Raw genomic sequence first — 21304 nt, forward strand, 5'->3', positions numbered from 1 at the left:
TAAGTTTTTTCTAATCTTTAAAAAACTTCACAGAAAGCGCTTTACATCCTCAGAGATTTTGCTTATACTTGTCTTGCTTATCCGTACAAGTTGGATGAAAGACTTCGCAAGCTCGCTCAGCTTTGAGGCATTAAGACTAAACTTTGAATACACTGACCTAAAAGTTTTTCCATGGTTTTGCTTAATGCCAAAAAAAGCTTGTTTGCTCAGCGGACATAAAGGAAAATACTAAACATGGGAGGCAACACATGAAAAGCTACGAAATTATTTACCAAAACATTGAACGAGGAATTTTAAAAGGGATCTATCCTCCTGGCAGTTACCTGCCCAGTGAAAATCAGCTGCGGAAAACTTATGCTGTTTCCCGGGATACCATCAGGAAGGCACTTTCCTTGTTAATGGCCAACGGTTACATCCAAAAAATGCAGGGAAAAGGTTCTTTGGTATTAAAACGAGAACAGCTGCGTTTCCCAGTTTCAGGCTTGACCAGCTATAAAGAACTGCAAAATTCTTATGGTTATGAAAGTGTGACGGATGTAGTGAGTCTGACTAAAGTAACGATTGATGAGGAAATGGCTCGCAGGACTGGTTTTGAGGTTGGTGAAGTCTGTTGGTCCTTGATCCGTACTCGCCAGATTGATCAAAAGAAAATGATTTTGGATAAGGATCTGTTACGGGTGTCTGTGATTCCTGAATTGGATACCGAAATTGCCAAAGATTCGATCTATCGCTACTTTGAGCAAGACCTGCACATCACTATCGGCTTTGCGGAAAAGGAAATCACGATTGACAGCTTAACTGAAGAAGATCGAGAATTATTGGATTTGAATCAGCATGATATCAACATCGTATCCGTGAAAAGTCGCGTATATACTTCTGAAGCGAAGCAGTTTCAGTATACCGAAAGCCGCCATCAGGTGGATAAATTCCGCTTCTTTGATTTTGCCAGAAGGAATCCGTCGACGATGTAAGAACCAAGTGCCTATATGTTTTGTTGCTTCTCATTGCTATTGTTATCTTAGCAGTTTACTTGGTGTTACTGCTTTCAGTCATTCCCTATGTAACCGAGGAGGAGTGAAGACTCTTCCTTTTTTTATCAAGCTGATCTTTCTAAATTGATCACACTGGCTTTGGGATACCCTATTTGTTAATCATCATTTAGTATTTTTCTTGTTATTTGTTTAAAGGAAGCTTCTGATTGAGGGTAAAAAAAGAGCGTTATGGAAACTTTCATCTTTATTATACGTGAAGGTAGCGTTATTTTTTTGCCTAAATGTTTATAGTCGCTTAATATTCTGATTTAAAAGCTATGAAAACGGAATTGTCTTTCGTTCATTATTTCCCAATAGCTCCAGAGGAATGGCTAAATTTTTTTGACGCCTAAAATGTTGCTGCGACATAAAACGTCACAGCAACTGAAAAACGCATAATCGGTGCAACCGAAGCAACTCTTTCGCAAAAATAAGCCAACTAATCGCAAAAATATGAGCAGCTATTTTCGGATTATTTGGCTTATTTCTCTGAGCTGAACATTTCTGTCACAACCTCAACGTACTAATTATGAATCAAATGATCCTCGAAAATGATGGTTGGTTTTAACGCTATTTTTCGTAGATCCGAATCCTTATCTATTCTCTTTTTCATAAATTGGCTCGGTCCAGCCGTATGCTAATCAGCTAAGTTTTCCAAATTCACATCCTATTCCACATTAACATGTTCATGCAACGCATCTTCGTTGGAGGTGTCGTCGCGTTTTGCCAACATCAACGTCAACGCATCTAGCGTAATATGAACAGTTTGATCAAACAGGGAAGATAGCAGCTGGACCGATTTCACCCCGGCACCGGTTTTGGTTGCGCCGGGAACCACGATCACTTGATCGGCTAACTCAGCCAACGGCGAAGTCGGATCGCTCGTTAATACGACAATATCTAGTCCTAACTTTTTGGCCGCCTGGGTGTCGGCTACGATACTTTTTGTCGTACCGGAACCGGAAATCGCTACCCAAGTATCCCCTTTTTGAATCGATGGGGTAATCGTTTCTCCCATGACATAATCGGTATAGCCGATGTGCATTAAGCGCATCGCAAAGCCTTTACCTTGAAAGCCGCTGCGACCAGCCCCGATCACAAAAATTCGTTTATCTTTTTGGAAGTAGTTCATTGCCTCTGCTAGTTGACGTTCATCTACCTGCTGCATGACTTCATTAATTTCAGCCATAATTGTTTTAATTGTACTCATTGTTGTATTCCCTCCATAAATTCCTTAACGGCTTCGGTTGGATGATCCGCTTTGGCGATTTTTGAACCGACGATCACGATTTCGGTTAAGCCTTGCTGAGCTAAGCCGTTTGCTTGTTTTAGATCAATTCCGCCGGCGATTGCCAGGCGATTGATTGTCGGAAACTTTTCGTGAAAAGCCGCTACACTAGCAACCGCATCCAACTTGTCCTTGCGATCGATCGAATGATGCAAGGCGAAAATCGCTTCTTCAAAGTCGGTTAGTTGAGGGATTTTTTCATCCGCTACCTCTAACAAATCAATCATCATGGTTTTCTTTTGTTCCTGTGCCACTTCATAACAGGCCTTCAATGTATCGTAAGAAGCCGCACCCATCACCGTTAAAATATCTCCGCCATAGCGATACCCTTGGCGAAATTCGTAGGCGCCTTCGTCAATGGTTTTTAAATCCACCAATAATTCAGTGTGGGCGAGCACTGCCCGAATTTCTTCGATTGCCCGATTGCCGTAATCCTTGACTAATGAGGTGCCAATTTCTAGAATGTCGGTTTGGCCATCCAACTGACGTACCAACGCCACGGCTTCTTCTAAAGAAACGCGATCAATTGCTGTTTGCAGCTTCATTTTGTTTCCTCCTCGTGTTTAGCTAAAAAGGCGTCTAATTCTTCCGGTGTTGGGTATCCGTCATTGTCCCCTGGGGATTGAACTGCCAATGCTCCGACGGCATTTGCCCGAATGACCGCCGCTTCTAAACTTTTTCCTTCTATTAAAGCAGTAATTAATCCAGCCGCAAATCCATCGCCGGCCCCTACGGTATCGACGACGTTATCTACCTTGAAACCAGGAATAGAAAAACTGCTGCCATCCTTTTGCTTCACATAGGCGCCTGCTGTTCCTAATTTGACGATGACCGTTTTAGTCGCTGAACCGTTGGCTAAGTAAAAGTCCGCAATAGCTTCAGGGTCACGGCTGCCCATCAAAATTTCTCCTTCATTAATACCTGGTAGAATAATTTCGGCATGAGAAGCCAATTCATTAATGGTTTCCACCATGATTTCTTGAGAGGCCCATAATTGTGGACGCAAATTCGGATCAAAGGTCGTTCGAATATTTTTTTCTTCCAATAATTTTACGAAGTGACGAAAGGCCGTTAGCGCTTCGGGCGAAATTGCTGGGAAGATGCCTGACAAGTGTACCATTTTCACTTGGGAAAAATCAATTGCGTCTAACACCTGTTGGTCAAAATGAGCAGCCGCTGAACCTTTGCGGAAGTAGAAAATACTAGGATCACCGTCACTCACGCGATCCTTCAATTGAAAAGCCGTCCAGTACTCTTCGGTTTGCTCCACATAATCAGTACCTACTTTGTTTTCATTCAGCTGATCAATAATAAATTCACCAAAAGGATCTTTCCCTAAACGAGTGATGTACTGAGTAGAGTGCCCTAAACGGGAAACCCCCACCGCTACATTCACTTCGGCTCCTGCCAAAAACTTTTGAAAATTCGCCGCATCCTTCAAGCTTTTGTCCACCTCAGTCGATCCAAACAAAGCAATCGGTTCACCTATTGTTAAAAATTCACTCATCATTTTTTCCTCTTTTCTTCTATTATAATAAGATATAAGCTGTCGCTAGATTCAATACGGTTGCCAGCCACGCCCAAGGCAAGCCGGTCATCAAGAAGGTCTTCGTATCCAATTTAGCATATTGGACCGACCACAAATTCCATGATTGAGTAATACAAGCTGACACACCCATCATGGATGGAACTACCAGCAGACCGTACAAGAAATATTGGTCGAACATCCCCGTTCCCACTAAGATTGCTGCCGTTGCTGCTCCGGCGCCGTACAACATCAACGGTCCCCGGAAGTAAGAAAGTGGTGCGATTATCGCGATAATAATCACTAAGACTAGCTTGCTGTCAGGAATTACCTGTTGGAAAATGCCGGTGAAGCCAGACATCGCATGAACCGCGGCCGATTGGAACATGGTTAAAACAAACAACATAATCAGTAATCCGGCAATATCGCTAATCGCATGCTTCGCTGTTTCATTCATCATGGTGACAAATCGCGTATAGCTCTTCATGTTGCCAGTTGCGGCAAAAGCGATAATGGTTGAAAGCAGCAAAGCCGGCACGGCATCCCATTTGGCAAAAATACTCAAAGCTACAGGTAACACCGGCAAAATATATGTCCAGATGGGCACTTCAGGAATTTCCTCACTGCCGTCGCTGGTAATAATTTCTGGGGTACCGTTACGAATTTTCTTGGCATTAAACAAGATGAACAACAAGACAATTACCATTTGCACGCCCATCGCCACAAAGCCGAAGCGTTGATAATGCGTCCCCCACTCAACTTCTGGGAAGAACACTTGGAATTGGACAAACAGCACATTGTTGACATACATCGCGGCCCCAATGGACATCGTGAAGACTAAAACGGCGATGTTTCGTGGGACACCGATGGAAAACATAATCGGAAACAAGATGACCCCGACAGCGATAGCCGAACCCACACCGTAAGAGCTGGTGAAGATCAAGGCGATAACTAAGGCGATCAGCACCGTTGCCAGCACGGGACTTTTTTTGCCGACGGTTTCGGTACGGCGGCTAATACTGCCGGCGATTCCGGTATCCACCAGCACTCGGCCGAACCATGATCCGAAGATAATATACGCAGCGGTCTTGCCGTAATTTAAGACTGGTTCAGTAAAAATTTCCTGAATCGCTTGATTGAAGGGTACCCCACCGATAATCGTCCATAACACTGCCATTACGAAGAAGCCGACAGTCAAGTTGCCGCCCTTCATAGCGTAAAGCACGAAAATGATAAAGGTAACCGCTAACAAAATTCCAATAATTGCACTACTCATGATTTGTCACCTCCTAATATTGATTTAACTCGCTTAAGATCTTTTGATAAGTAGAGATCGGTTTGGTATGGTCATCTACAAAAAACTCGTTTTCTAAATTGTTGAAGCGTTGTGCTAGGTAATAGGCACTTAGGTAAGCCGCCAATGCTTCTTTAGCAGCATCTTCCATCTCTTCTTTATCGATCGCTGGTCGCTTAATCGTATCCATAAAATGATAAGCGAAGGTTTCGGGATCGATTTTAGTTTGTTGGTCTTGCATGGTATTATGCCTCCTCTAATAATTGCTTGGCTGCTAAAATTTGTTGGTCTTCCGTGGTTGGGTATTCAATCGCTACTGGCACATCCTTTGGCAAAATAGCTAAAATCTCACGCCATTGGATTACACCCTCATCTAAAGCGGCTGCTTGCGGCTGATCGTTTTCGTAAGCTACGTTTTTTACATGGATGTAACGGACATATTCCTTCAAAGCTTCAGCGGCTTTTTCTTCTGACTCGCTGACAAAGCGCCAGTTTCCTAAGTCGTAAACATAACCGATGTCCAACGTTTCCTTCTTAACCGCTTCCATAAAAGTGGTAATGGCTTGAATCGTTCCTGATGTTTGGGTTTGGTCATTTTCGATGTTTACTTCAATTCCTTGCTTGGTTAATTCTTGTAATTCATTTAATGAACTGTCAGCTTGAAAATCGCCAATGTTCCATTTAATATGCTTGACACCCATTTGTTGGGCTTCATTTACAAATTCAGACAACTGAGAATTCACTTTCCCTGCGACAAATACTTCTTCTGGGACGCTGTAAAACAGCTCAATCCCTTGTTCTTCGGAAGTTTGTTTGATAACAGGTATCTCTTTAGCTAGATCCTTAAAGTACTCCCGACGAATTTCAACTTTATCAAATCCTAGCTCTTTCGCTTTGATTAATAGGTCGCTTTGCAGCGCTCCTTTTTCGACTTTGCTAGCAAAAACTAATAAATTTAAGACCACTTGTTCTTTCTTCATAAACAGCTCTCCTTCAATATGTTAACCGGTTTCTATACTTACATAGTAAACCGGTTTCCAAGATAAGTCAAACGCTTTCATTTTAAAAACAATCATTTGAGTACACAAAAAGAAAGAGAGTCGTGGAAACCGGTTTCCACGACTCTCTTTCTTCGCTTAATATTTTCTTAATAAATAACGCTTTATATTGAATTGCGCCATTGTAACTTAGTAGGCACAACCATTTCTTCCACTTGACATTCTTCTGTCTGTAAAAGTTCTAAGATCTTACCTGCTGCAGCTTGCCCAATGGCTTGCGACTGCTGTTCGATGCTGGTAATTCCCGGTCCCACCAAGGCAGTCAGGTTCCAGTCATCAAAGCCTGTGATGCCTATCTCTTCGGGAATTGTCATTTTTTCTTCTATTAAAAGCGTTAATACAGCCATCAGCACCCGACCATTGGAGGCAAACAGCAAGGTCTTTTGCGGTGACTTGATTTCCGCCATCAACATCTTGGTAAAATTCTCATCTAATGTGGTTTCGATCAATGCGACATCCATGCCAGCCTTGCCAGCAATGTCCGCCACTGTATGATAGCGAATTTCCCGAGTCGTCACTTCCCGCAATGGTTCACTGACTACAACGACTTTTTGATAGCCCTCGTGGATGACGGCGGCCATGATTTTTTCAATCGCTGACACATTATCGGTAACAACCGCTGGCCATTGGGCGGGATCGGTCTGACGATCCACCAGCAGCAGCGGAATATTCCGCTCTTTTAAGAAGGCATAATGCTGGGGATCACGGGAAGACGGTTGTAAAATAATCGCCTCCACGCTTTGATCCAGCAGTTTTTCTAACAAATCACGTTCTTGTTCAATCGAGTTGGAAGCATCCATAATAATCATTTGGTAGCCTTGCTTTTCCAACACTTCCCCGATTCCTTTTAATAATAAAGAAGAATACATGTTGGAGATATCCGCCACGACCACTCCGATTAAGTAGCTGCGTTTGGATTTCAACGCTTGCGCTTGACGATTGGGTCGATAATTTAACTCCTCAATCACCGCTGCGATTTTTTCTTTGGTTTCCTGGGACATATTGCCGTAACGTCCGTTTAAAAAGCGCGAGATGGTAGTTTTGGAGACGCCCGCTCTTTCTGCCACTTGATTAATGGTTACTTTCTTCTTCATGATTTTTCCTCTTCACTGTACTGTTTCTTCCATTCTAACGGATCGAAAGTGCTTTGTGAAGAATTAGTGTGCCAACATTTCTTGAGCAATCGCCATCCCAGAAAGATCAGCCGGATAGTAAGTTGGCCAATGATCCATTTCTTCTAGCAACGCTGCTTGGCTGTCATCCCCGTAGTAAATATGGAAATGGCCAGATTTTTCTGGACTGATGCCATGATCACTAAATTGAACGTACTTGAAGGCATCGGTATCATCTTTGGCTTCAAATAAGAAACGCACGCCACGGTTACCAGCTTTGTAATCTAAAATTTCATAGCCGGCAGATTTGTATTCCGCCGATTTTTCACTGCCATCCTCAAAAATAAAGGTCATGGTGTTGCCTTTAATTTTGATTTCCTTCACATCGGTTTGATAACCGGTTTGGTAGTACGCTTTGTATTCCGCCGCAGTTTTGGAAGGGTCCTTCTTCTCTTTGTACTCCATCACTTGATCTAACGTGCCATCTTCCAAATAAGGATAAACGGACTGCCAGTCACCTGCCCAGTCACTTAGTGGGCGTTCGGCAACATCTTCATCTTCAAAATAGCCATTGTAAACCGTTTTTTCTTTTTCAGGCGTCAAGTTGCTTTCTTTCGGATTTTCAGTATCGGTGGTTTTCCGCAAAGCGGTCAAATTTTGTTCCATTACGGAAATGTAGTCTTCGCCCTCGTCCATTTGATCCTGTGTTAAACCTTCTAACGGATTCAACACTTCGGTTTCGATTTTGGTTTCGTTCGCTAACGTTTCGGCTACACTGCTTTTGGCATTTTCTTCAAAGTAAATGTATTGAATCCCGTTTTCTTCGACAAAATCCTTTAATTCTGCTATACGGGCTGGAGAAGGTTCTTCTTCTGCCGACACGCCGGAAATCGGTACTTGGTTCAAGCCATACTCTAAAGCTAAGTAGCTAAAGGCGGCATGCTGGGTCACAAAGCTGGTTTGCTTTGCATTGGTAAAAGCATCCGCATATTTTTGATCCAGTTTTTCTAACTTTTCTAGATATGCGGCTGCATTAGCCTCGAAGGCTTCTGCATGTTCAGGATAGCTCTCGCTTAATTGATCACGAATTGCTTCGACTTCTTTTACTGCTAAGCTTGGTGCCAGCCACACGTGAGGGTCCAATTCATGATGATGTCCTTCTTCACTGTGATCATGATCGTGTTCTTCTTCACTGCCGGGCATCAGCAGCATGCCTTCAGTTGCTTTGATAACTTCCACGTTTTCTTGTTCTAAAGATTTCGCAACGTCCGGTACCCACATTTCCATGTTTTCATTGTTGTACACCAGTGCGTCCGCCTCTTGTATCTTGGCAATGTCTCTGGCAGAAGGTTCAAAGTCATGGGAATCTGTTCCCGCTGGCACTAATAGCTCAACTGTACCTTCCTCTCCCACAATATTTTTAGTAAAATCGTACATGGGATAAAAGCTGGCAACAATCGTTAAGTCGCCATCATTTGCGCTATTTTCATTTTCATCGTTATTTCCACAGGCACCTAGTACCCCGGTTAATCCCATTAACGCCAACCATTTCCACGCTTTTTTCATTTTTACACATGCTCCTTTACGCTTTATATTTGCAAATCGTAACACTTACGTTTTGCCGCATGGGTTTAAATTTAGCATAGGCGCATTTCTTTTGTCAACAACAAATAAACATTTCTTGGTTAATGAAAAACAGACCAACATCAGAAAATCAGATGTTGGTCTGTTTGTTTAACTATCGATACTATCCGTTTGTTTCTCTTTATAATGCTTAACACTTAAGGTTTCAAAAACTGCCAAGACCGGATGCTGATAGTCCAAAGACTGCTGAAAGTCATTGAGTTTAGCGGTCAGTGCTTCGTAACCTTCGATTTCTTCTAATAAGAAATAGCCTTTTAAGGCTAAGCTCTCATGGTGGTCAGAGTCAAAACAAAATAGACTACCACTGCGATTGTTCCGAATATTTTCTGCTGTTTTCCCTTCTCGATTAATGTAAAATTTAAAATAGTGAAAGCCTCCTCGTTCTAACGGTGGGGATACGGCAATCACATGTGGAAAGCCACGACTATCAATAGTCGTTAACGTCATGGTATCGACCTTATCTAGCAAGGCTTCAATTTCTTTATCCATTAGTTTCCTCCTTTAACAGGTACTGTTTTCTCTGGGACATAAATAGTCAAAAATTTGTGCAGCCAATCCAATTCCAGCGGCAACTTAGGTCCTTTATCGCCGTCAATTCGCGCCACAATCTCGCTATCTTCCAGCGGTGTCAGGCGAATCTTTTTCGGCTGCAAGTACAAAACAGCCTCTGAATTTTCCAATTTCCCAGTAAAAACAAACCGCGCTAATTGCAACAGTTTGAAAATGGTCATATTATGCAAAATACTCACATGAAAAGATTCGGCCGCCTTTTTCACATAACTCATACCACCAATTGAGCTAGTAGTAGTAATTAGTGCAAACCAGACCTTAATATCTTTTTTAAAGGAATCTGCTTCAATACGAACTTTATATGAACTGTCCTTACCAATTTGCTTCAACGCTTTTATTGGATAAACTATCAAGCCAAATTTTTGCTTTTCTTGTTGACGCACCTCGTTAGAAATATCCGCAAATGTGCCAAAAGCAAAAGAGCTGACGATCGCTTTGTCCCGATTACCACAAGCACCAATTCCCACTTCTCGGGTATGGCCGGCAACAATAACATCCATTGCCTCCTCCAAATCCATTGGAATGTGCCAACGTTTGGCAAAATTATTCACCGTACCTCCTGGAATAATGCCAAACGGAATGGCTTTGCCAGCCTGAACAAAGGCGGTGGCTACAATATTTAAAGTACCATCGCCCCCAATTGCGATAATTGCCTCGTATTGATTTAAATGGTCTTTGATTTTCTTGATGGCGGCCTCCGGATCAGGTGCCGTTAAAAATTCGGCTGTTTTATTTGCGACCTCCAATTTTTCCTTCATTCGCTGAGCGGTTTGCTCGGCTTTGCCGTTGCCGGCATTTGGATTAAAATAAATTGCGTAAGTCATATGATTCCCCTCTTTCATCACTCTAACCATATCATGACTAGCAAAAAAAAGCCTTTCGGACGATTATTTTTCCCTTTATATAGTTTTCTTTCTCATAAAAACTGCTATGATAAGATTAGAAAGGAATGACTACTATGTTTGAACCAAATAAACCACGTCGTAGCGATGTCCCGATTGAGCAATTACCTGAACAAATGCAAAGCGAATTATGGCACATGATTTTCATGCGTCCTTTAAAAGGCTTGCCCTTGACTTCGCCGCAACGTTTTAATTTTTTCAAAAATCCCAATAAAACCTTGAGTGTGGTCCATTCTCAAGTGGAACCTCATTTCTCCGATAGCGTTACCGCTCCTTACGTTGAAGCCTACGAAAAAGTGCCCTTTCCTAGCCGCATATATGTCTATGATACAGGAGAGGAATTAGTAATGACCTTGACACAAAAAAACTGAGCCGCAGCTCAGTTTTTTTATCTTGTAAAGAAAGTATAAGTTTTTCACAATTGAAATACTTGTAACAACAACGCTAAGGGTGTCCGGCTTCACAAATTAACTTGCCAGTTCCACTTTTCACAGTTCAAAAAAGCTGGTTTATCAGATAATCAAGCTATAACACGTATTAGGTTCGAACCGCTTAGTGGAATGGTATGTGTACGAGAATAAAGTGAATTTTTGCAGAAAATTCACTACCGCATTAAGGAGCTAACTTTGTCGGCACTAAGCGAAAATTGGGAGAAACTTAAGGAGCACCAAGTAGGTACCAATCAACATCAGCTCCTACGATCGCTGTGTTTCTTGGCAGTTTATCCCAATTTTAGTCTTAGTGCTCCAAAGCTGAGCGAGTTTGCGAAGCCTTTCTTATTTAACAACCATTACATTACAAGGCGCGTGATTAACAACATATACTGTTGTCGATCCCAAAACCCAGCGTTCCAATCTATTTAAACCTGTAGCTCCAATAACGATCAAATCTGTACCTGCTTCTTCAGCAATTTTAACGATTTCATGCTTCGGATTCCCAGCTGCCACCTTTGTTTCAACGGGGTAAGTTGTCGATGCTTTGAATTCATTTACAGTCTTTTCAGCTACCTTTTGCAACTCTTCTGTTAATTTTACAGAACTTTCACTAGCGGTCCCTCGGAAACCTGTTACGTCCAATACGGTAAGTAAAAGTAACTCAGCACTGTTTCTTTCGGCAATGTGGCAAGCTTCTTCAAATGCGTCCTTCGATTGCGGAGAGCCATCAACGGTTACCAAAATTTTCCGATATTTTTCCATTTTTCCCACCCCTTATTTTACGACGAGTACACTGCAAGTGGCGTTGTTCACAACATAGGAGGTCGTTGAACCGACAATGGCTTGTTGAATCGCACCTTTACCGGTTGGTCCCATTACAATCAAGTCAACAGGTTGATTTTCAGGAATAATCGTTGCTAGATATTCTTTCGGACTGCCGATTTCGATGATACTGGTGACATCTTTTACTTGAGCCTGCTGCGCATCGTGAATCTTCTTTAGCATTTCCTTTTCCACCATCTCTTTTTCCTCGCTCAAGATTTTCGAATAGGAAAAGGCACTATTACCAAGATCTTCTTCGTTGATAATCCACGCAATTGTCAAACTTGCACTATTCGCCAGAGCAATAGCAATCGCCTCTTGAAAGGCTTTTTCCGCTTGCTTTGAGCCATCAACAGCAACTAAAATCGCTTGATATTGTCCCACCATTGTAAGCGCCTCCTTTATTTAATTATAGCATATTTTCTTTCATTTCCCCTTTTAGGATTGCTGATTTATTGTTCTTTTTTTCAAATGGTGCTACACTGTGGCAAGACTTGAAGAAAGGAAAGTTGTAATGAATAAAAAACAACGAAAACAAGCGCATTTCATTATTCACGGCGCTTCTTCTGCCGCAGCAGCTATTGGTGGAGGTATGGCCCAATTGCCGATTGCTGATGCAACAGCCCTGATTCCTTTACAAACAGCAATGATTATCGCTCTAGGAAAAGTGTTTGATAAAAAATTAACGCAAGGGGCAGCCAGAGCTTTAGCTACACAGGTTGTTGCCCAACAAGCCGGGAAGATGACCGCTCGCTTTTTCGCTGGAAAAATCCCAGTCGCCGGTAATATTATTAATGCCACCACCGCAGCTGCCATTACCGAAAGCTACGGCTGGATGATCGCTCGAGAATTTGCTCAAGAAGCTGAGCAAGCGTTAAAAAAACATTAAGATAATTCAGTTAAAATAAAACTTGTTATTCTTTTTGCTATACTTGTTTTGTGGATGAACACGGTGTTTCACTCGTTCAATGACGTAGTCTGCATTTAAGACAGAGGTTTAGGTTCGACTCCTAACGTCCACATTACTATAAAGTCTTTATCCTGATTAAAGGGTAAGGGCTTTTTTGATTTATCCATTGTTCACGTGATTATTTCCCCTTTTTATGTTAGAAACGACAAAAATTTTCTTTTTTATAAAAAAAGTTACGATTTTATGTGCATATTTTTTGTCGTTTTTTGAAGATGATGGTAAAGTAAGAATGTAGCATATATCCCCACTACCCCATTTTTTCCGATCACTTTCGAGTGGTCGGTTTTTTTTTGCTTTTTTTGGTTCGGTATTTTATTTTTTGTTACACGAATCAACTAACCGCTTATAATTTGCTTCGCATCGTTGCCTACTTTTTGCTATTTTAGCCAAATCATCGGCTTTTCCAAATAAATCTTGTGGGTCAGCAAATGTTATCTTTTCCTAGCAATTTTAGTGTGCTATAATTCATGTTAGATTGACCATGACTTTTAGAACCTGCAGATTACAGATAATTAATTTGTTTACAACTATTACTATCTTTCTCAGGTCCTTTAATTTGTTTACGCATGTTTCATGGTCAATCCCTTTTTATTGACTAATTTCGCATAGTTGAGTACTTTTCTTGTGAATGAAATTACAATCTGATACTATGATACTGTTTAGACTGTCTAGACAGCATGCTGATCTGAGGTAGTCCGATTTTGGCTAGCTCTTTTTTTAGGCGAATTAGATAGGTTTAGTAATTAAGAAAGAAGTGAACGTATGCTTTTTATTAAGCTTCCCCTGCTAAACGAGCTTCCCCCGTTTGATTCTCCTGAAGAGATATGTTTTACTTGCGTAACCAAAAGTCTGAGTGTCCACAAGATGACACCCTATTTAGCAACCGATGGTTCTTTGTTCTACATTGCTGAACATATTAAAGGTGCACCCGCATCTATTTGGACCACGCGGGACTTAGCATTTGCAAGAGACCGGCTCAAGAGAAAAAACGCCGTGATTTTCTTCAAGCATTCCAATAATTTATATGAGAAGATCACTGACTAGCCAGAGTTTATCTGGCTTCGGACTGTAGAAGTTCCCAAAAAGGGCTACTATCTACGGTCTTTTCTTTTTCAATATAAATCAAAACAAATACAAGTGAATGTATACGAATTAAAATCAACAACAGCTAGAAGGTAAAAAGCTCTTTTGGTTACCATTTAAAGTACACGAAAAATCGGAATCAAGTCGTCTTTGATTCCGATGATTTGTCTATGATCCAAGGCACTTTAAAAGAGGGGCCTTGTTTGATAGCTATTTGTATTTTAGTTAGGTTCAGTAATATTTTCTCTCACGGATTGGTATTCACTGTCTGTTACGTCATTAAATATATTTCCAGAAGTTATTTGTCCGCTTTGAAGTGATTGAATAGCCACATCTCCATTTTTTTGCACAGTGAAACTCGCACTAGGTGTATAATGGACACCATTTATGGTGACCATTCCATCATAAGATATTCCGTGTTCATCTGAATTTAAATTAATAAACCCGTTACTTGCAAGTTTATCTATCGAACGATCGGGTAAAGATTTTTTAACCAACAGAACTAGTAATCTCTGAGCTAATTCTGTTTGACTAATAGAATCAGCTGCTTGGTTAGAATCTGGCTTTTTATTTCTCCAATAATCCCAAAGTTCCTGTGTCTTATCATAATCATATTTATACTCAGTGCCTCCCATTGCACCTTCCATTCTAGTATCTACCGACCCAGCTATAGAATTGTATCTTAAAAACATGCTCGGTCCTGACGGGAATTTTACTATCATGTCTTCCGATGATTCAATAACTACATCATCCCCAAACGATTTGCTAAATGCTTCTCTGAACTCATCAATACTCAGGTCTGGTAAAGCTAGTTCATTTGGATTTTCTCTTACACCCTTCAGTTCATCTTCTGTTAATTCATTAAAAATATTTCCTTCTTCAAGCCACTTGTCACCCACTGCTTCAGTTTTCGTATAATCGCCACTCGGCTTAACAGTATATTTGAACATTGCACTTCCTACTACACCATAACCCCTTGGAAATGTTTCATAAATTGTAGCAATATATTCTCTCGTGTCAGAGTTGATTTCTGATTGTACTGTTGTTGCAAACTTATTTTCTAATCCATGTTCTTTACTGTAAACACCTAAAATTCTTCTGTCTAATTCGATTTGAGCAATATTACCTAGTAGAGTCGTTACATCTTCTCTAACTTGAGATAACTGTTCTTTTGTGACGTCGAAAATGTTGAAATTCTTCGTTTCATTTGTTGAATCGCTTGAATCTGAAACTGTGCATTCTCCTTTGGTGTCAACTTCTATTGACCACCTGTATTTATTTAAAGTTTCTACATGTCCTCCAATTATTGTTTTCCCGTTTGCTTCTTGCCAACTCGGTTTCATTGAGTCCAGAAAAATCAATTTATCTGGTTTAGCAATATCAAGATCTCTATTATTCATAAACCACGCAACCACACGTCTTTTTACTTCGCTATCTGATAAAGCTTGCGCATCCGGTCCACTTTCATCTTTGATACTGCTTGAATTACTGGTAGTGAGAGTTTTGCTTGTAGCTGTACCTGTTGATTCGTTTGTTGAATTAACAGTTGGTTTACACGATGTTAGCAAAAAGACACTAACGATAAAACTACCCATAACCAATAACCCCTTATTCTTTTTCATTTAACCCACCCCATTTTTTTGAATAATTTAAGCTTACATTGTTTCTTGTGAAAAACAAAGCCATTTAAAATTCTAATATGCTTTTCTCCCTATCCCATTATAGTAAAATTTATAGGTCGACAAGCTATAACCAGAGTTTAGCTGGCTTTTTCATGTGTTCTTTTGAAAAAAAGAACGAAATTGTGATACCCAGATACCGTTTCTTACCCACCCGTTACTATCCATGCTATTTCCAAAATAATTTTTATTCCTACAGAACTCTGATATTTCCTATGCTATAATCAGAATTAAGTTAATGTTTGAATAAAGGAGTTTGTTATGCATAAAGTATGTTTACATGATTTAATTACTAGAAAGTCGTTTTTAGCTGATTTATCAACCATTCCTGCAGTTGCTGAAACAATCCAAATTGATAATAGCCAACGTTTTTATCTGATTCATGGTGTGACGAAAAACATTTCGGATCAATTCGAAGCGTCTCATGATTTTGATATTTATGTTGAACGAATCAACAAAGAATACTGGGTGAATTCTTTACTAGATAAGATGCAAAACAGCTAATATTGATAGCCTTTACATAGAAAAGGATAGATGAAAGATGTCAACACTAACGATCAAAGGATACCATGTGACGAATGTTCAATTGGGAGAAAAAAATCTAATTACAGAAACAGGACACATGGTCGTTTCACCTGATCCGCCTTGTTGTGATCATCCATTGATTAACTCCATTACGATTCGAGTAATTACACCTCAAAATCATCAAGTATATACCAATACCATCATGGATGTTATACCTATTTCAACTAAAGCTCTAGGCAAGCTAGGAGAAGGGATTACGCATACCTTGACCGGCGTTTATGTCTTGTTGACTGGTGTCGATACGAAGGGGCGCCAAGTTTGTAATGGCGGTGGCTCCGAAGGTATTTTGGCAGATCAAATTGCTTGGGGCAGACCTGGGACACCAGCAAAAGATGATTTTTTAATTGCTTTTGATGTGGTACTAAAAGCAGATGCAGGGCTTACGCGCGCAGGTCCCGATGCTATCCACTTAACCTGTGATCAATTTTGTGATCTTTTTCGCCAGCAGCTCCGTGTGTTTGATCCGCAAAATTATAGTGAAAAGCATGTATTTGATGATCGCTGTCGTCCTGAGGCTAAACAAGTGGTCTTAGTCAAGGAAGTTTCTGGACAAGGCGCCGTATACGATACGCGTCTTTTTCCTGTTGAGCCTGCTGGATTTCGAGGTAGTCAGTCAATTATTGATCTAGGGTGCCTGCCGCAATTTTTGACCCCAAATGAATACCGCGACGGGATTATTCGAGCAATGGATTAAGGAGGGATTATTTTGGGTTTAGGCGCCAGTATGAAAGAAACCACACTACATCATTATAGAGATCCTTTTGTAGCCCTATTAGCTGAGGACCAAGAAATCGATTTACGCGGGGTGATTATTATGGGCAGTGCCAATGACACCCCGTCAAAAATGTTAGCTAGCACGCGTACCGCTCAGCTGATTCGCTCACTGGCAATCGACGGTGCTATTTTATCTTGCAACGGTTTTGGCAATAATCACATAGATTATACACATCTGATTAATCAAGTGGGCAGCGCTGGCATCCCATTTGTGGCGATGAGTGTTTGTGAAGCGGCTGATTTTGTTGTCCAAAATAGCTACTTAAGCGAGGTACTTCCCTTTTACAAGAGTTCCAATGCCAAAGAAACAGGTATTTTAGGTCAAAATACGGTGAATAACCTAGATGCTCGTAAAGCCATTGCCCGTCTACGAATGAAAATGCGACAATCTTAAGAAGCTGCAAAGCTTCTTTTTTTTTGAGGAAATGTTCTTTACTTATAGAACGTATGTTCGTATAATAGTGTTGAGGTGATGACTATGTCAATGATTAGTGCCAATTCAGTATCAACTTTCTATCAAACCTATTATTCAATCGTTCAAGATACCGTGCCTTTAGCCTTATTCCTCAGCAACATCATTGAAGAGATGGATGAAGCACAACGAGATTATTTTAAAGTGGCCGCCCCACGCACGAAAGAGAAAAAAGATAGTTATTTTCTTTTTGAGCGTTCGAATGGGGAGCTTGTTTTTAAAGGAGTTCGCACCACTGACGTCCCTTCTTCCAAGCTTGAAAGCAAGGAGTGATCTCAATGAATACATTAAAAGGTAACGTGAGTCACATAAAGATAGTAAAGCTTTCCGAATATCCTTTAGTTTATTTTCAGCTAGACGGACAGCACTGCTTAATTGCCAAGCATAGTTTAAACTTTCTAGCTGATGTCGAAAACGGCATGACGCTTACAGCTGCCGGACATTTTAATGCCCGTAATCAATTTATTGTCGCAAAATATGCGGTTTTAGGTAAAACGCGTATTATGATCGATATGGAAAAATTTCAGCCATCTCATTTTGTTTCATAGATGGCTTGCTAAACGAACACCCGCAAAAAGCCAATGGTTGCTTTTTGCGGGTGTCTTTTATTTGTCTGTTGTATAATCTAGCGTTTCTTGTAAAGTGCCATCTCTTTTGTAGACTTTCAGTTTGGATTGTTTATTCTCAGCAATCCTTTTTCCACGTTCAATCGCTTCAGATTTTTTAGCCAAGCGTTCACTGGCTTGTTTGGCTCCCTCTGAAATCACTATCCATTGATCTTCTTGATATTTTACTAGTACATTGGCGTTAATCAGTTTTTTCGTGTTCGGATTTGTTTCGTGCTTGTCCTCTTTTTGGGGATTTTTCGCCTGTTTTTCCTGCTGTATTTCTTTATCAGGTGCATCTTCATGCCACTTTTCTGCCTGACTAATCGCAATCGGTATCGCCCGATCCTCAGGATAACCATCTGCCAAAAGCGCATTGCCGATATCAATCGCTTTTTTGCGGGTTACTTTTTCTAAATTTTTCATAGACGCTGGGTAATCATTCATATTCCAAGGCATCATAAATCCGCTCCTTTTGACTTTCTTCCATTGTATCGATTGGTTAATAAAAAAGAAAAAAATCCGCTCATTGGAAAAAAATCTATCAAAAAAGACACTCCAATTTTTAGAGTGCCTTAAGGGAAAATGGAAAGAAAGAATGAGAGGTTCTTTCTATGTATCTAGTTTAGCAGATTTTCTAATGATTTTGCCATTTTTATTCAAAAAATATTTAAAGCAAATCTTATTTGATCCATACAACACATTTCAGAGCGCAAAAAAGGCAGTCTCAAAAACATGATTCCATGCTTTACAGACTACCTTTGATAATTTTTTCACAAGTTATTAGAAAAAAATTAAACATGAACGTATTCCAATTCCACTCCCTTAGCAGTGTCTTCGTTCACTACTACTTGATACGTGTTGAATAATTTGTCCATTGTTTTTGAATCAAATGCAAGTACTACGCTTGTTGGTAACGCAATTTCCTCAGTCACTTCATCAATATTGATAGAAGCAGGTTTCTTTTTGTTTTTTTGCTGAAACTCGGCGAATGGTCGCATCATATTCGCAAACCCGCTAGTCAAAGCAATCTCCTTTTTCTCACAACGAATGGCATCTCTCAGTTCAATTGGATTGGCAACGATTTTTCTCATGCTATCACATCTCCTTTTTCATACTTTAGCACATCAAAAAAGAGAAAGCAACGATTTTGTGAAAAAAAGCACAAATTTTTTAACTACGAGAAACGTTTCTTGCACACGCTCCTAATGGTATACTCATAAAAAGGAGCATCTCGATGAAAAGCACAATTCAACAATTAAAAGCTCGTGGCTGGCTTACTGAAGAAGACCTCACGAAATTCCAACACCACTCTGTTGATCAGTTATTAAGGCTATTAGATTCAAAAGATCCAGTAGAGCGCAGTGCATCCGCTCGCTTACTTCCTTTAAATTTACTTACGACAAAGAACCTGCTACAAGCAGTCGCACAGGAAAAAAAGCTGTATTGCCGTTTAGAAATGATGCGCAAATTGGAAACAGGTGATTGCGAAACTGCTCGCTTGATGTTGCCTTATTTAGGCAAAATCGGAAACAACCAGCATTTGATCCCCCTAAGCAAGCCTTCGGTAAAAAATTCATTTCCCTTACCTCGAGATTTAATCGCTCGTTCGTTAGGAAATATGTCACCGACAATTTTGCCTTGTTTGTTTGAACAACTAACGATTCTGTCACTACCCGCACTCAGCGAACTGATTGATGCGATCGGTATGCTGCTTTTTTATCACCCAGAAGAAGTGAGTGCCTGGCATTTTGAACAGCTTCAATCCTTGTGGGATACAACTGATTGTCCGCTACTTCGATGGAAGCTGATTATTTGTTTTTCTGCTTTGCCGCAAAGCAAAGATTTTTTAGAGACAATCACTGTCTCTAATCCAGTTCTGTATGCTGAAGCACAACGTTCACTAGGTATACTATCGCAAAGGAGGCTTAACAATGACTGCGGTCAAACAAATTAAACAGCGTATTGAAAGATTCCAAGCTTTTGGTAATGAGCTGCCTAAAGCAACCGTTTATTATCGCCAAGATTGGCAAGTCTTATATTTCGATCTTTATGGCAAAATGTTTGGAATGATGTCACCCGAAGCCCAAGAAACGTCCGCCATTACTTTAAAAGGCCCTCCGGAAAAAAATGAAGAATTACGTGAGCTTTATTCCGATATTTCGCCAGGGTATCATATGAACAAAAAACACTGGAATAGTATTGCCTTGTCCACTACCCAGTTAAGTGACCAAGAAATAGAAGGCATGATCCAGCTTTCGTATCATTTAGTCGCTAAGAACCTACCTGCAAAAGACCGCAAAAAAGTAGAAGTCTATTGGTAGCATATCCTTCTACTGATGGAATGATTAAATTTAGTTCAATCTTTTTAGTCCTTTTTCCCCACGGGTGCCGCCTGACCCGTGGGCTTTTTTTCTTTGCATTAGTTGATTTGTCCTAACTTTAGAAGAAAATTTGGTACAGGCGTTCAAGCGTAGAACTGAATGATATCATTCAGCCAGCCAGCAGCATCTTTCCCAGCCCGTTCTTCGTAATAAGCAGTAAAACGCTCATCCAGCACATACATTTCAGCGACGCTTTGGTGAGCCTCTCTAGAATACTTTTGCCAACTATAGCTCAGCCATTTTTTGTGCAGTAAAAAGATTTCTTGGGCCAATTCGCTAGGAAGTTTTGGTGCTAGTCCATATTGTTTCAACTTTACTAATAGTTCCTGCTCCGTTTTGTCTCTTTCGTCAAGCTCTGCTTGAGACAGACTCGTCCACTTCTTTTTTGCTTGCTGAATCGTTTTCTCTCCATACTTTTCTTGCATTTCTTCTCCGTAAAGGGTTTCGTTTTCCTGCCATTTTTGTTGTTTGAACAGCTGGAATTTTTCTTCGTTATTCATGCGTTCTTCTCCTTCATAATCAGCCAATGTCTGCTCAACTAATGCTAGTAATTCGTCAATTTCATCTCGCCTTTTCATCAGCTGCTTCTGTTGATGGCGTAAAGCAGTTTCGATCTTAAAATCTGGATGGTCTAAAAGCTTCTTGATCTCCTTTAAGGACAAGCCCATTGAGCGATAAATCAAAATTTGTTGCAGTCGATCGATCTCTTGTTGTTGATACAAACGATATCCTGATTCACTGATTTCTGCCGGCTTCAGCAAATGAATTTCATCATAATAACGTAATGTTCGCGAGCTGACTCCCGATAAATCAGCGACTTGTTTCACAGTGTATACCACCTTTATCACCTCCACTTCTACAGGATACACCTTTCCGTTGCGTACAGGTCAAGCAGGAATGTAATGCATAGGCAAATCGATTTTATCACTTCGTAAAATCTTGTAATTTTTTTATACATTTTTTATTTAGTTTTGAGACGTAAAATACAAAAAAGAAGTTCAAAACCTCGTCTATAAAATAACCAAAAAATTGAAAAACGGTATAAATTAAATCTTTTAATTTTTCTTTGTAA

At 40.4% G+C, this 21304-nt stretch carries 26 protein-coding genes; 10 read left to right on the forward strand and 16 right to left on the reverse strand.

The genetic code is table 11. The features are described from left to right. The first annotated feature begins 248 nt into the window (after nucleotides 1-248). The gene (treR, locus tag IGI42_RS19500) at nucleotides 249-971 is read left to right on the forward strand and encodes a trehalose operon repressor (protein ID WP_438717695.1); all 723 of its coding nucleotides are present in this window, start codon (nucleotides 249-251) and stop codon (nucleotides 969-971) included. Nucleotides 972-1698: 727 nt separating this feature from the next. Here the strand turns inward: treR and hxlB are convergent. From hxlB to IGI42_RS19550, 10 genes are all read right to left on the reverse strand, one after another. Continuing rightward, a complete protein-coding gene (gene hxlB, locus IGI42_RS19505; RefSeq protein ID WP_438717696.1) occupies nucleotides 1699-2241 on the reverse strand; it encodes a 6-phospho-3-hexuloisomerase in 543 nt (180 codons plus the stop codon). Further along, entirely contained in the window at nucleotides 2238-2864 is a 627-nt protein-coding gene (locus tag IGI42_RS19510) for an orotidine 5'-phosphate decarboxylase / HUMPS family protein (protein ID WP_438717697.1), read from the reverse strand. Before IGI42_RS19510 ends, hxlB begins: the two co-directional genes overlap by 4 nt. After that, nucleotides 2861-3826, reverse strand: a complete 966-nt coding sequence (locus IGI42_RS19515) for a sugar kinase (protein ID WP_438717698.1) — start codon at nucleotides 3824-3826, stop codon at nucleotides 2861-2863. Before IGI42_RS19515 ends, IGI42_RS19510 begins: the two co-directional genes overlap by 4 nt. 22 nt (nucleotides 3827-3848) lie before the next feature. After that, the gene (locus IGI42_RS19520; RefSeq protein WP_438717699.1) at nucleotides 3849-5120 is read right to left on the reverse strand and encodes a gluconate:proton symporter; all 1272 of its coding nucleotides are present in this window, start codon (nucleotides 5118-5120) and stop codon (nucleotides 3849-3851) included. A gap of 13 nt (nucleotides 5121-5133) precedes the next feature. After that, nucleotides 5134-5379, reverse strand: coding sequence for a hypothetical protein (locus IGI42_RS19525; RefSeq protein ID WP_438717700.1), 246 nt, complete (start codon nucleotides 5377-5379; stop codon nucleotides 5134-5136). Between the two features lie 4 nt (nucleotides 5380-5383). Then, nucleotides 5384-6118 (reverse strand): sugar phosphate isomerase/epimerase family protein, encoded by a 735-nt coding sequence (locus IGI42_RS19530; protein WP_438717701.1) that lies wholly within the window; start codon nucleotides 6116-6118, stop codon nucleotides 5384-5386. A 182-nt stretch (nucleotides 6119-6300) separates the two neighbouring features. Next, nucleotides 6301-7290 carry a LacI family DNA-binding transcriptional regulator gene (locus IGI42_RS19535; protein ID WP_438717702.1) on the reverse strand — a complete coding sequence of 330 codons (990 nt, stop codon included), beginning with the start codon at nucleotides 7288-7290 and terminating at the stop codon, nucleotides 6301-6303. A gap of 63 nt (nucleotides 7291-7353) precedes the next feature. Further along, nucleotides 7354-8874, reverse strand: coding sequence for a metal ABC transporter solute-binding protein, Zn/Mn family (locus IGI42_RS19540; protein ID WP_438717703.1), 1521 nt, complete (start codon nucleotides 8872-8874; stop codon nucleotides 7354-7356). 168 nt (nucleotides 8875-9042) lie between these two features. Beyond that, nucleotides 9043-9441 (reverse strand): pyridoxamine 5'-phosphate oxidase family protein, encoded by a 399-nt coding sequence (locus tag IGI42_RS19545; RefSeq protein ID WP_438717705.1) that lies wholly within the window; start codon nucleotides 9439-9441, stop codon nucleotides 9043-9045. Then, a complete protein-coding gene (locus IGI42_RS19550) occupies nucleotides 9441-10346 on the reverse strand; it encodes a diacylglycerol/lipid kinase family protein (protein WP_438717706.1) in 906 nt (301 codons plus the stop codon). Before IGI42_RS19550 ends, IGI42_RS19545 begins: the two co-directional genes overlap by 1 nt. Before the next feature lie 134 nt (nucleotides 10347-10480). On the opposite strand from IGI42_RS19550, the gene IGI42_RS19555 reads away from it, so the two are divergent. Continuing rightward, on the forward strand, nucleotides 10481-10795 hold the full coding sequence (locus IGI42_RS19555) for a DUF960 family protein (protein WP_438717707.1): 315 nt from the start codon (nucleotides 10481-10483) through the stop codon (nucleotides 10793-10795). A gap of 405 nt (nucleotides 10796-11200) precedes the next feature. Here the strand turns inward: IGI42_RS19555 and IGI42_RS19560 are convergent, their stop codons facing one another. Both IGI42_RS19560 and IGI42_RS19565 read right to left on the reverse strand, forming a co-directional pair. After that, a complete protein-coding gene (locus IGI42_RS19560; RefSeq protein WP_438717708.1) occupies nucleotides 11201-11620 on the reverse strand; it encodes a universal stress protein in 420 nt (139 codons plus the stop codon). Nucleotides 11621-11632: 12 nt separating this feature from the next. Next, the gene (locus IGI42_RS19565) at nucleotides 11633-12067 is read right to left on the reverse strand and encodes a universal stress protein (protein WP_438717709.1); all 435 of its coding nucleotides are present in this window, start codon (nucleotides 12065-12067) and stop codon (nucleotides 11633-11635) included. Between the two features lie 127 nt (nucleotides 12068-12194). On the opposite strand from IGI42_RS19565, the gene IGI42_RS19570 reads away from it, so the two are divergent. Continuing rightward, nucleotides 12195-12569, forward strand: coding sequence for a hypothetical protein (locus tag IGI42_RS19570; protein WP_438717710.1), 375 nt, complete (start codon nucleotides 12195-12197; stop codon nucleotides 12567-12569). A 1385-nt stretch (nucleotides 12570-13954) separates the two neighbouring features. Here the strand turns inward: IGI42_RS19570 and IGI42_RS19575 are convergent. Next, nucleotides 13955-15355, reverse strand: coding sequence for a hypothetical protein (locus IGI42_RS19575; RefSeq protein ID WP_438717711.1), 1401 nt, complete (start codon nucleotides 15353-15355; stop codon nucleotides 13955-13957). A gap of 318 nt (nucleotides 15356-15673) precedes the next feature. On the opposite strand from IGI42_RS19575, the gene IGI42_RS19580 reads away from it, so the two are divergent. The 5 genes from IGI42_RS19580 (at nucleotide 15674) to IGI42_RS19600 (ending at nucleotide 17791) form a co-directional block, all read left to right on the forward strand. Then, nucleotides 15674-15916, forward strand: a complete 243-nt coding sequence (locus IGI42_RS19580) for a hypothetical protein (protein WP_438717712.1) — start codon at nucleotides 15674-15676, stop codon at nucleotides 15914-15916. 37 nt (nucleotides 15917-15953) lie between these two features. Next, entirely contained in the window at nucleotides 15954-16691 is a 738-nt protein-coding gene (prdD, locus tag IGI42_RS19585; protein ID WP_438717713.1) for a proline reductase cluster protein PrdD, read from the forward strand. A gap of 12 nt (nucleotides 16692-16703) precedes the next feature. Further along, nucleotides 16704-17165, forward strand: coding sequence for a glycine/sarcosine/betaine reductase component B subunit (locus tag IGI42_RS19590; protein ID WP_438717714.1), 462 nt, complete (start codon nucleotides 16704-16706; stop codon nucleotides 17163-17165). Between the two features lie 90 nt (nucleotides 17166-17255). Continuing rightward, a complete protein-coding gene (locus IGI42_RS19595) occupies nucleotides 17256-17516 on the forward strand; it encodes a DUF5960 family protein (RefSeq protein WP_438717715.1) in 261 nt (86 codons plus the stop codon). A gap of 5 nt (nucleotides 17517-17521) precedes the next feature. Then, entirely contained in the window at nucleotides 17522-17791 is a 270-nt protein-coding gene (locus IGI42_RS19600; RefSeq protein WP_438717716.1) for a hypothetical protein, read from the forward strand. Nucleotides 17792-17848: 57 nt separating this feature from the next. On the opposite strand, the gene IGI42_RS19605 is transcribed toward IGI42_RS19600, so the two are convergent. Continuing rightward, nucleotides 17849-18307 (reverse strand): DUF2188 domain-containing protein, encoded by a 459-nt coding sequence (locus tag IGI42_RS19605; protein ID WP_438718328.1) that lies wholly within the window; start codon nucleotides 18305-18307, stop codon nucleotides 17849-17851. 335 nt (nucleotides 18308-18642) lie between these two features. After that, a complete protein-coding gene (locus IGI42_RS19610; RefSeq protein WP_438717717.1) occupies nucleotides 18643-18942 on the reverse strand; it encodes a hypothetical protein in 300 nt (99 codons plus the stop codon). Nucleotides 18943-19085: 143 nt separating this feature from the next. Here IGI42_RS19610 and IGI42_RS19615 point away from each other — a divergent pair, with 143 nt between their 5' ends. Both IGI42_RS19615 and IGI42_RS19620 read left to right on the forward strand, forming a co-directional pair. Beyond that, nucleotides 19086-19805 carry a hypothetical protein gene (locus tag IGI42_RS19615; RefSeq protein WP_438717718.1) on the forward strand — a complete coding sequence of 240 codons (720 nt, stop codon included), beginning with the start codon at nucleotides 19086-19088 and terminating at the stop codon, nucleotides 19803-19805. Next, nucleotides 19783-20172, forward strand: a complete 390-nt coding sequence (locus tag IGI42_RS19620) for an MmcQ/YjbR family DNA-binding protein (protein ID WP_438717719.1) — start codon at nucleotides 19783-19785, stop codon at nucleotides 20170-20172. The genes IGI42_RS19615 and IGI42_RS19620 overlap by 23 nt, the downstream gene beginning before the upstream one ends. A gap of 143 nt (nucleotides 20173-20315) precedes the next feature. Here IGI42_RS19620 and IGI42_RS19625 read toward each other — a convergent pair whose 3' ends face one another. After that, nucleotides 20316-21071, reverse strand: coding sequence for a MerR family transcriptional regulator (locus IGI42_RS19625; RefSeq protein ID WP_438717720.1), 756 nt, complete (start codon nucleotides 21069-21071; stop codon nucleotides 20316-20318). Nucleotides 21072-21304: the final 233 nt, after the last annotated feature.

This window comes from Enterococcus sp. AZ109, assembly GCF_051714625.1.
In the GTDB taxonomy this organism is placed as follows: domain Bacteria; phylum Bacillota; class Bacilli; order Lactobacillales; family Enterococcaceae; genus Enterococcus_A.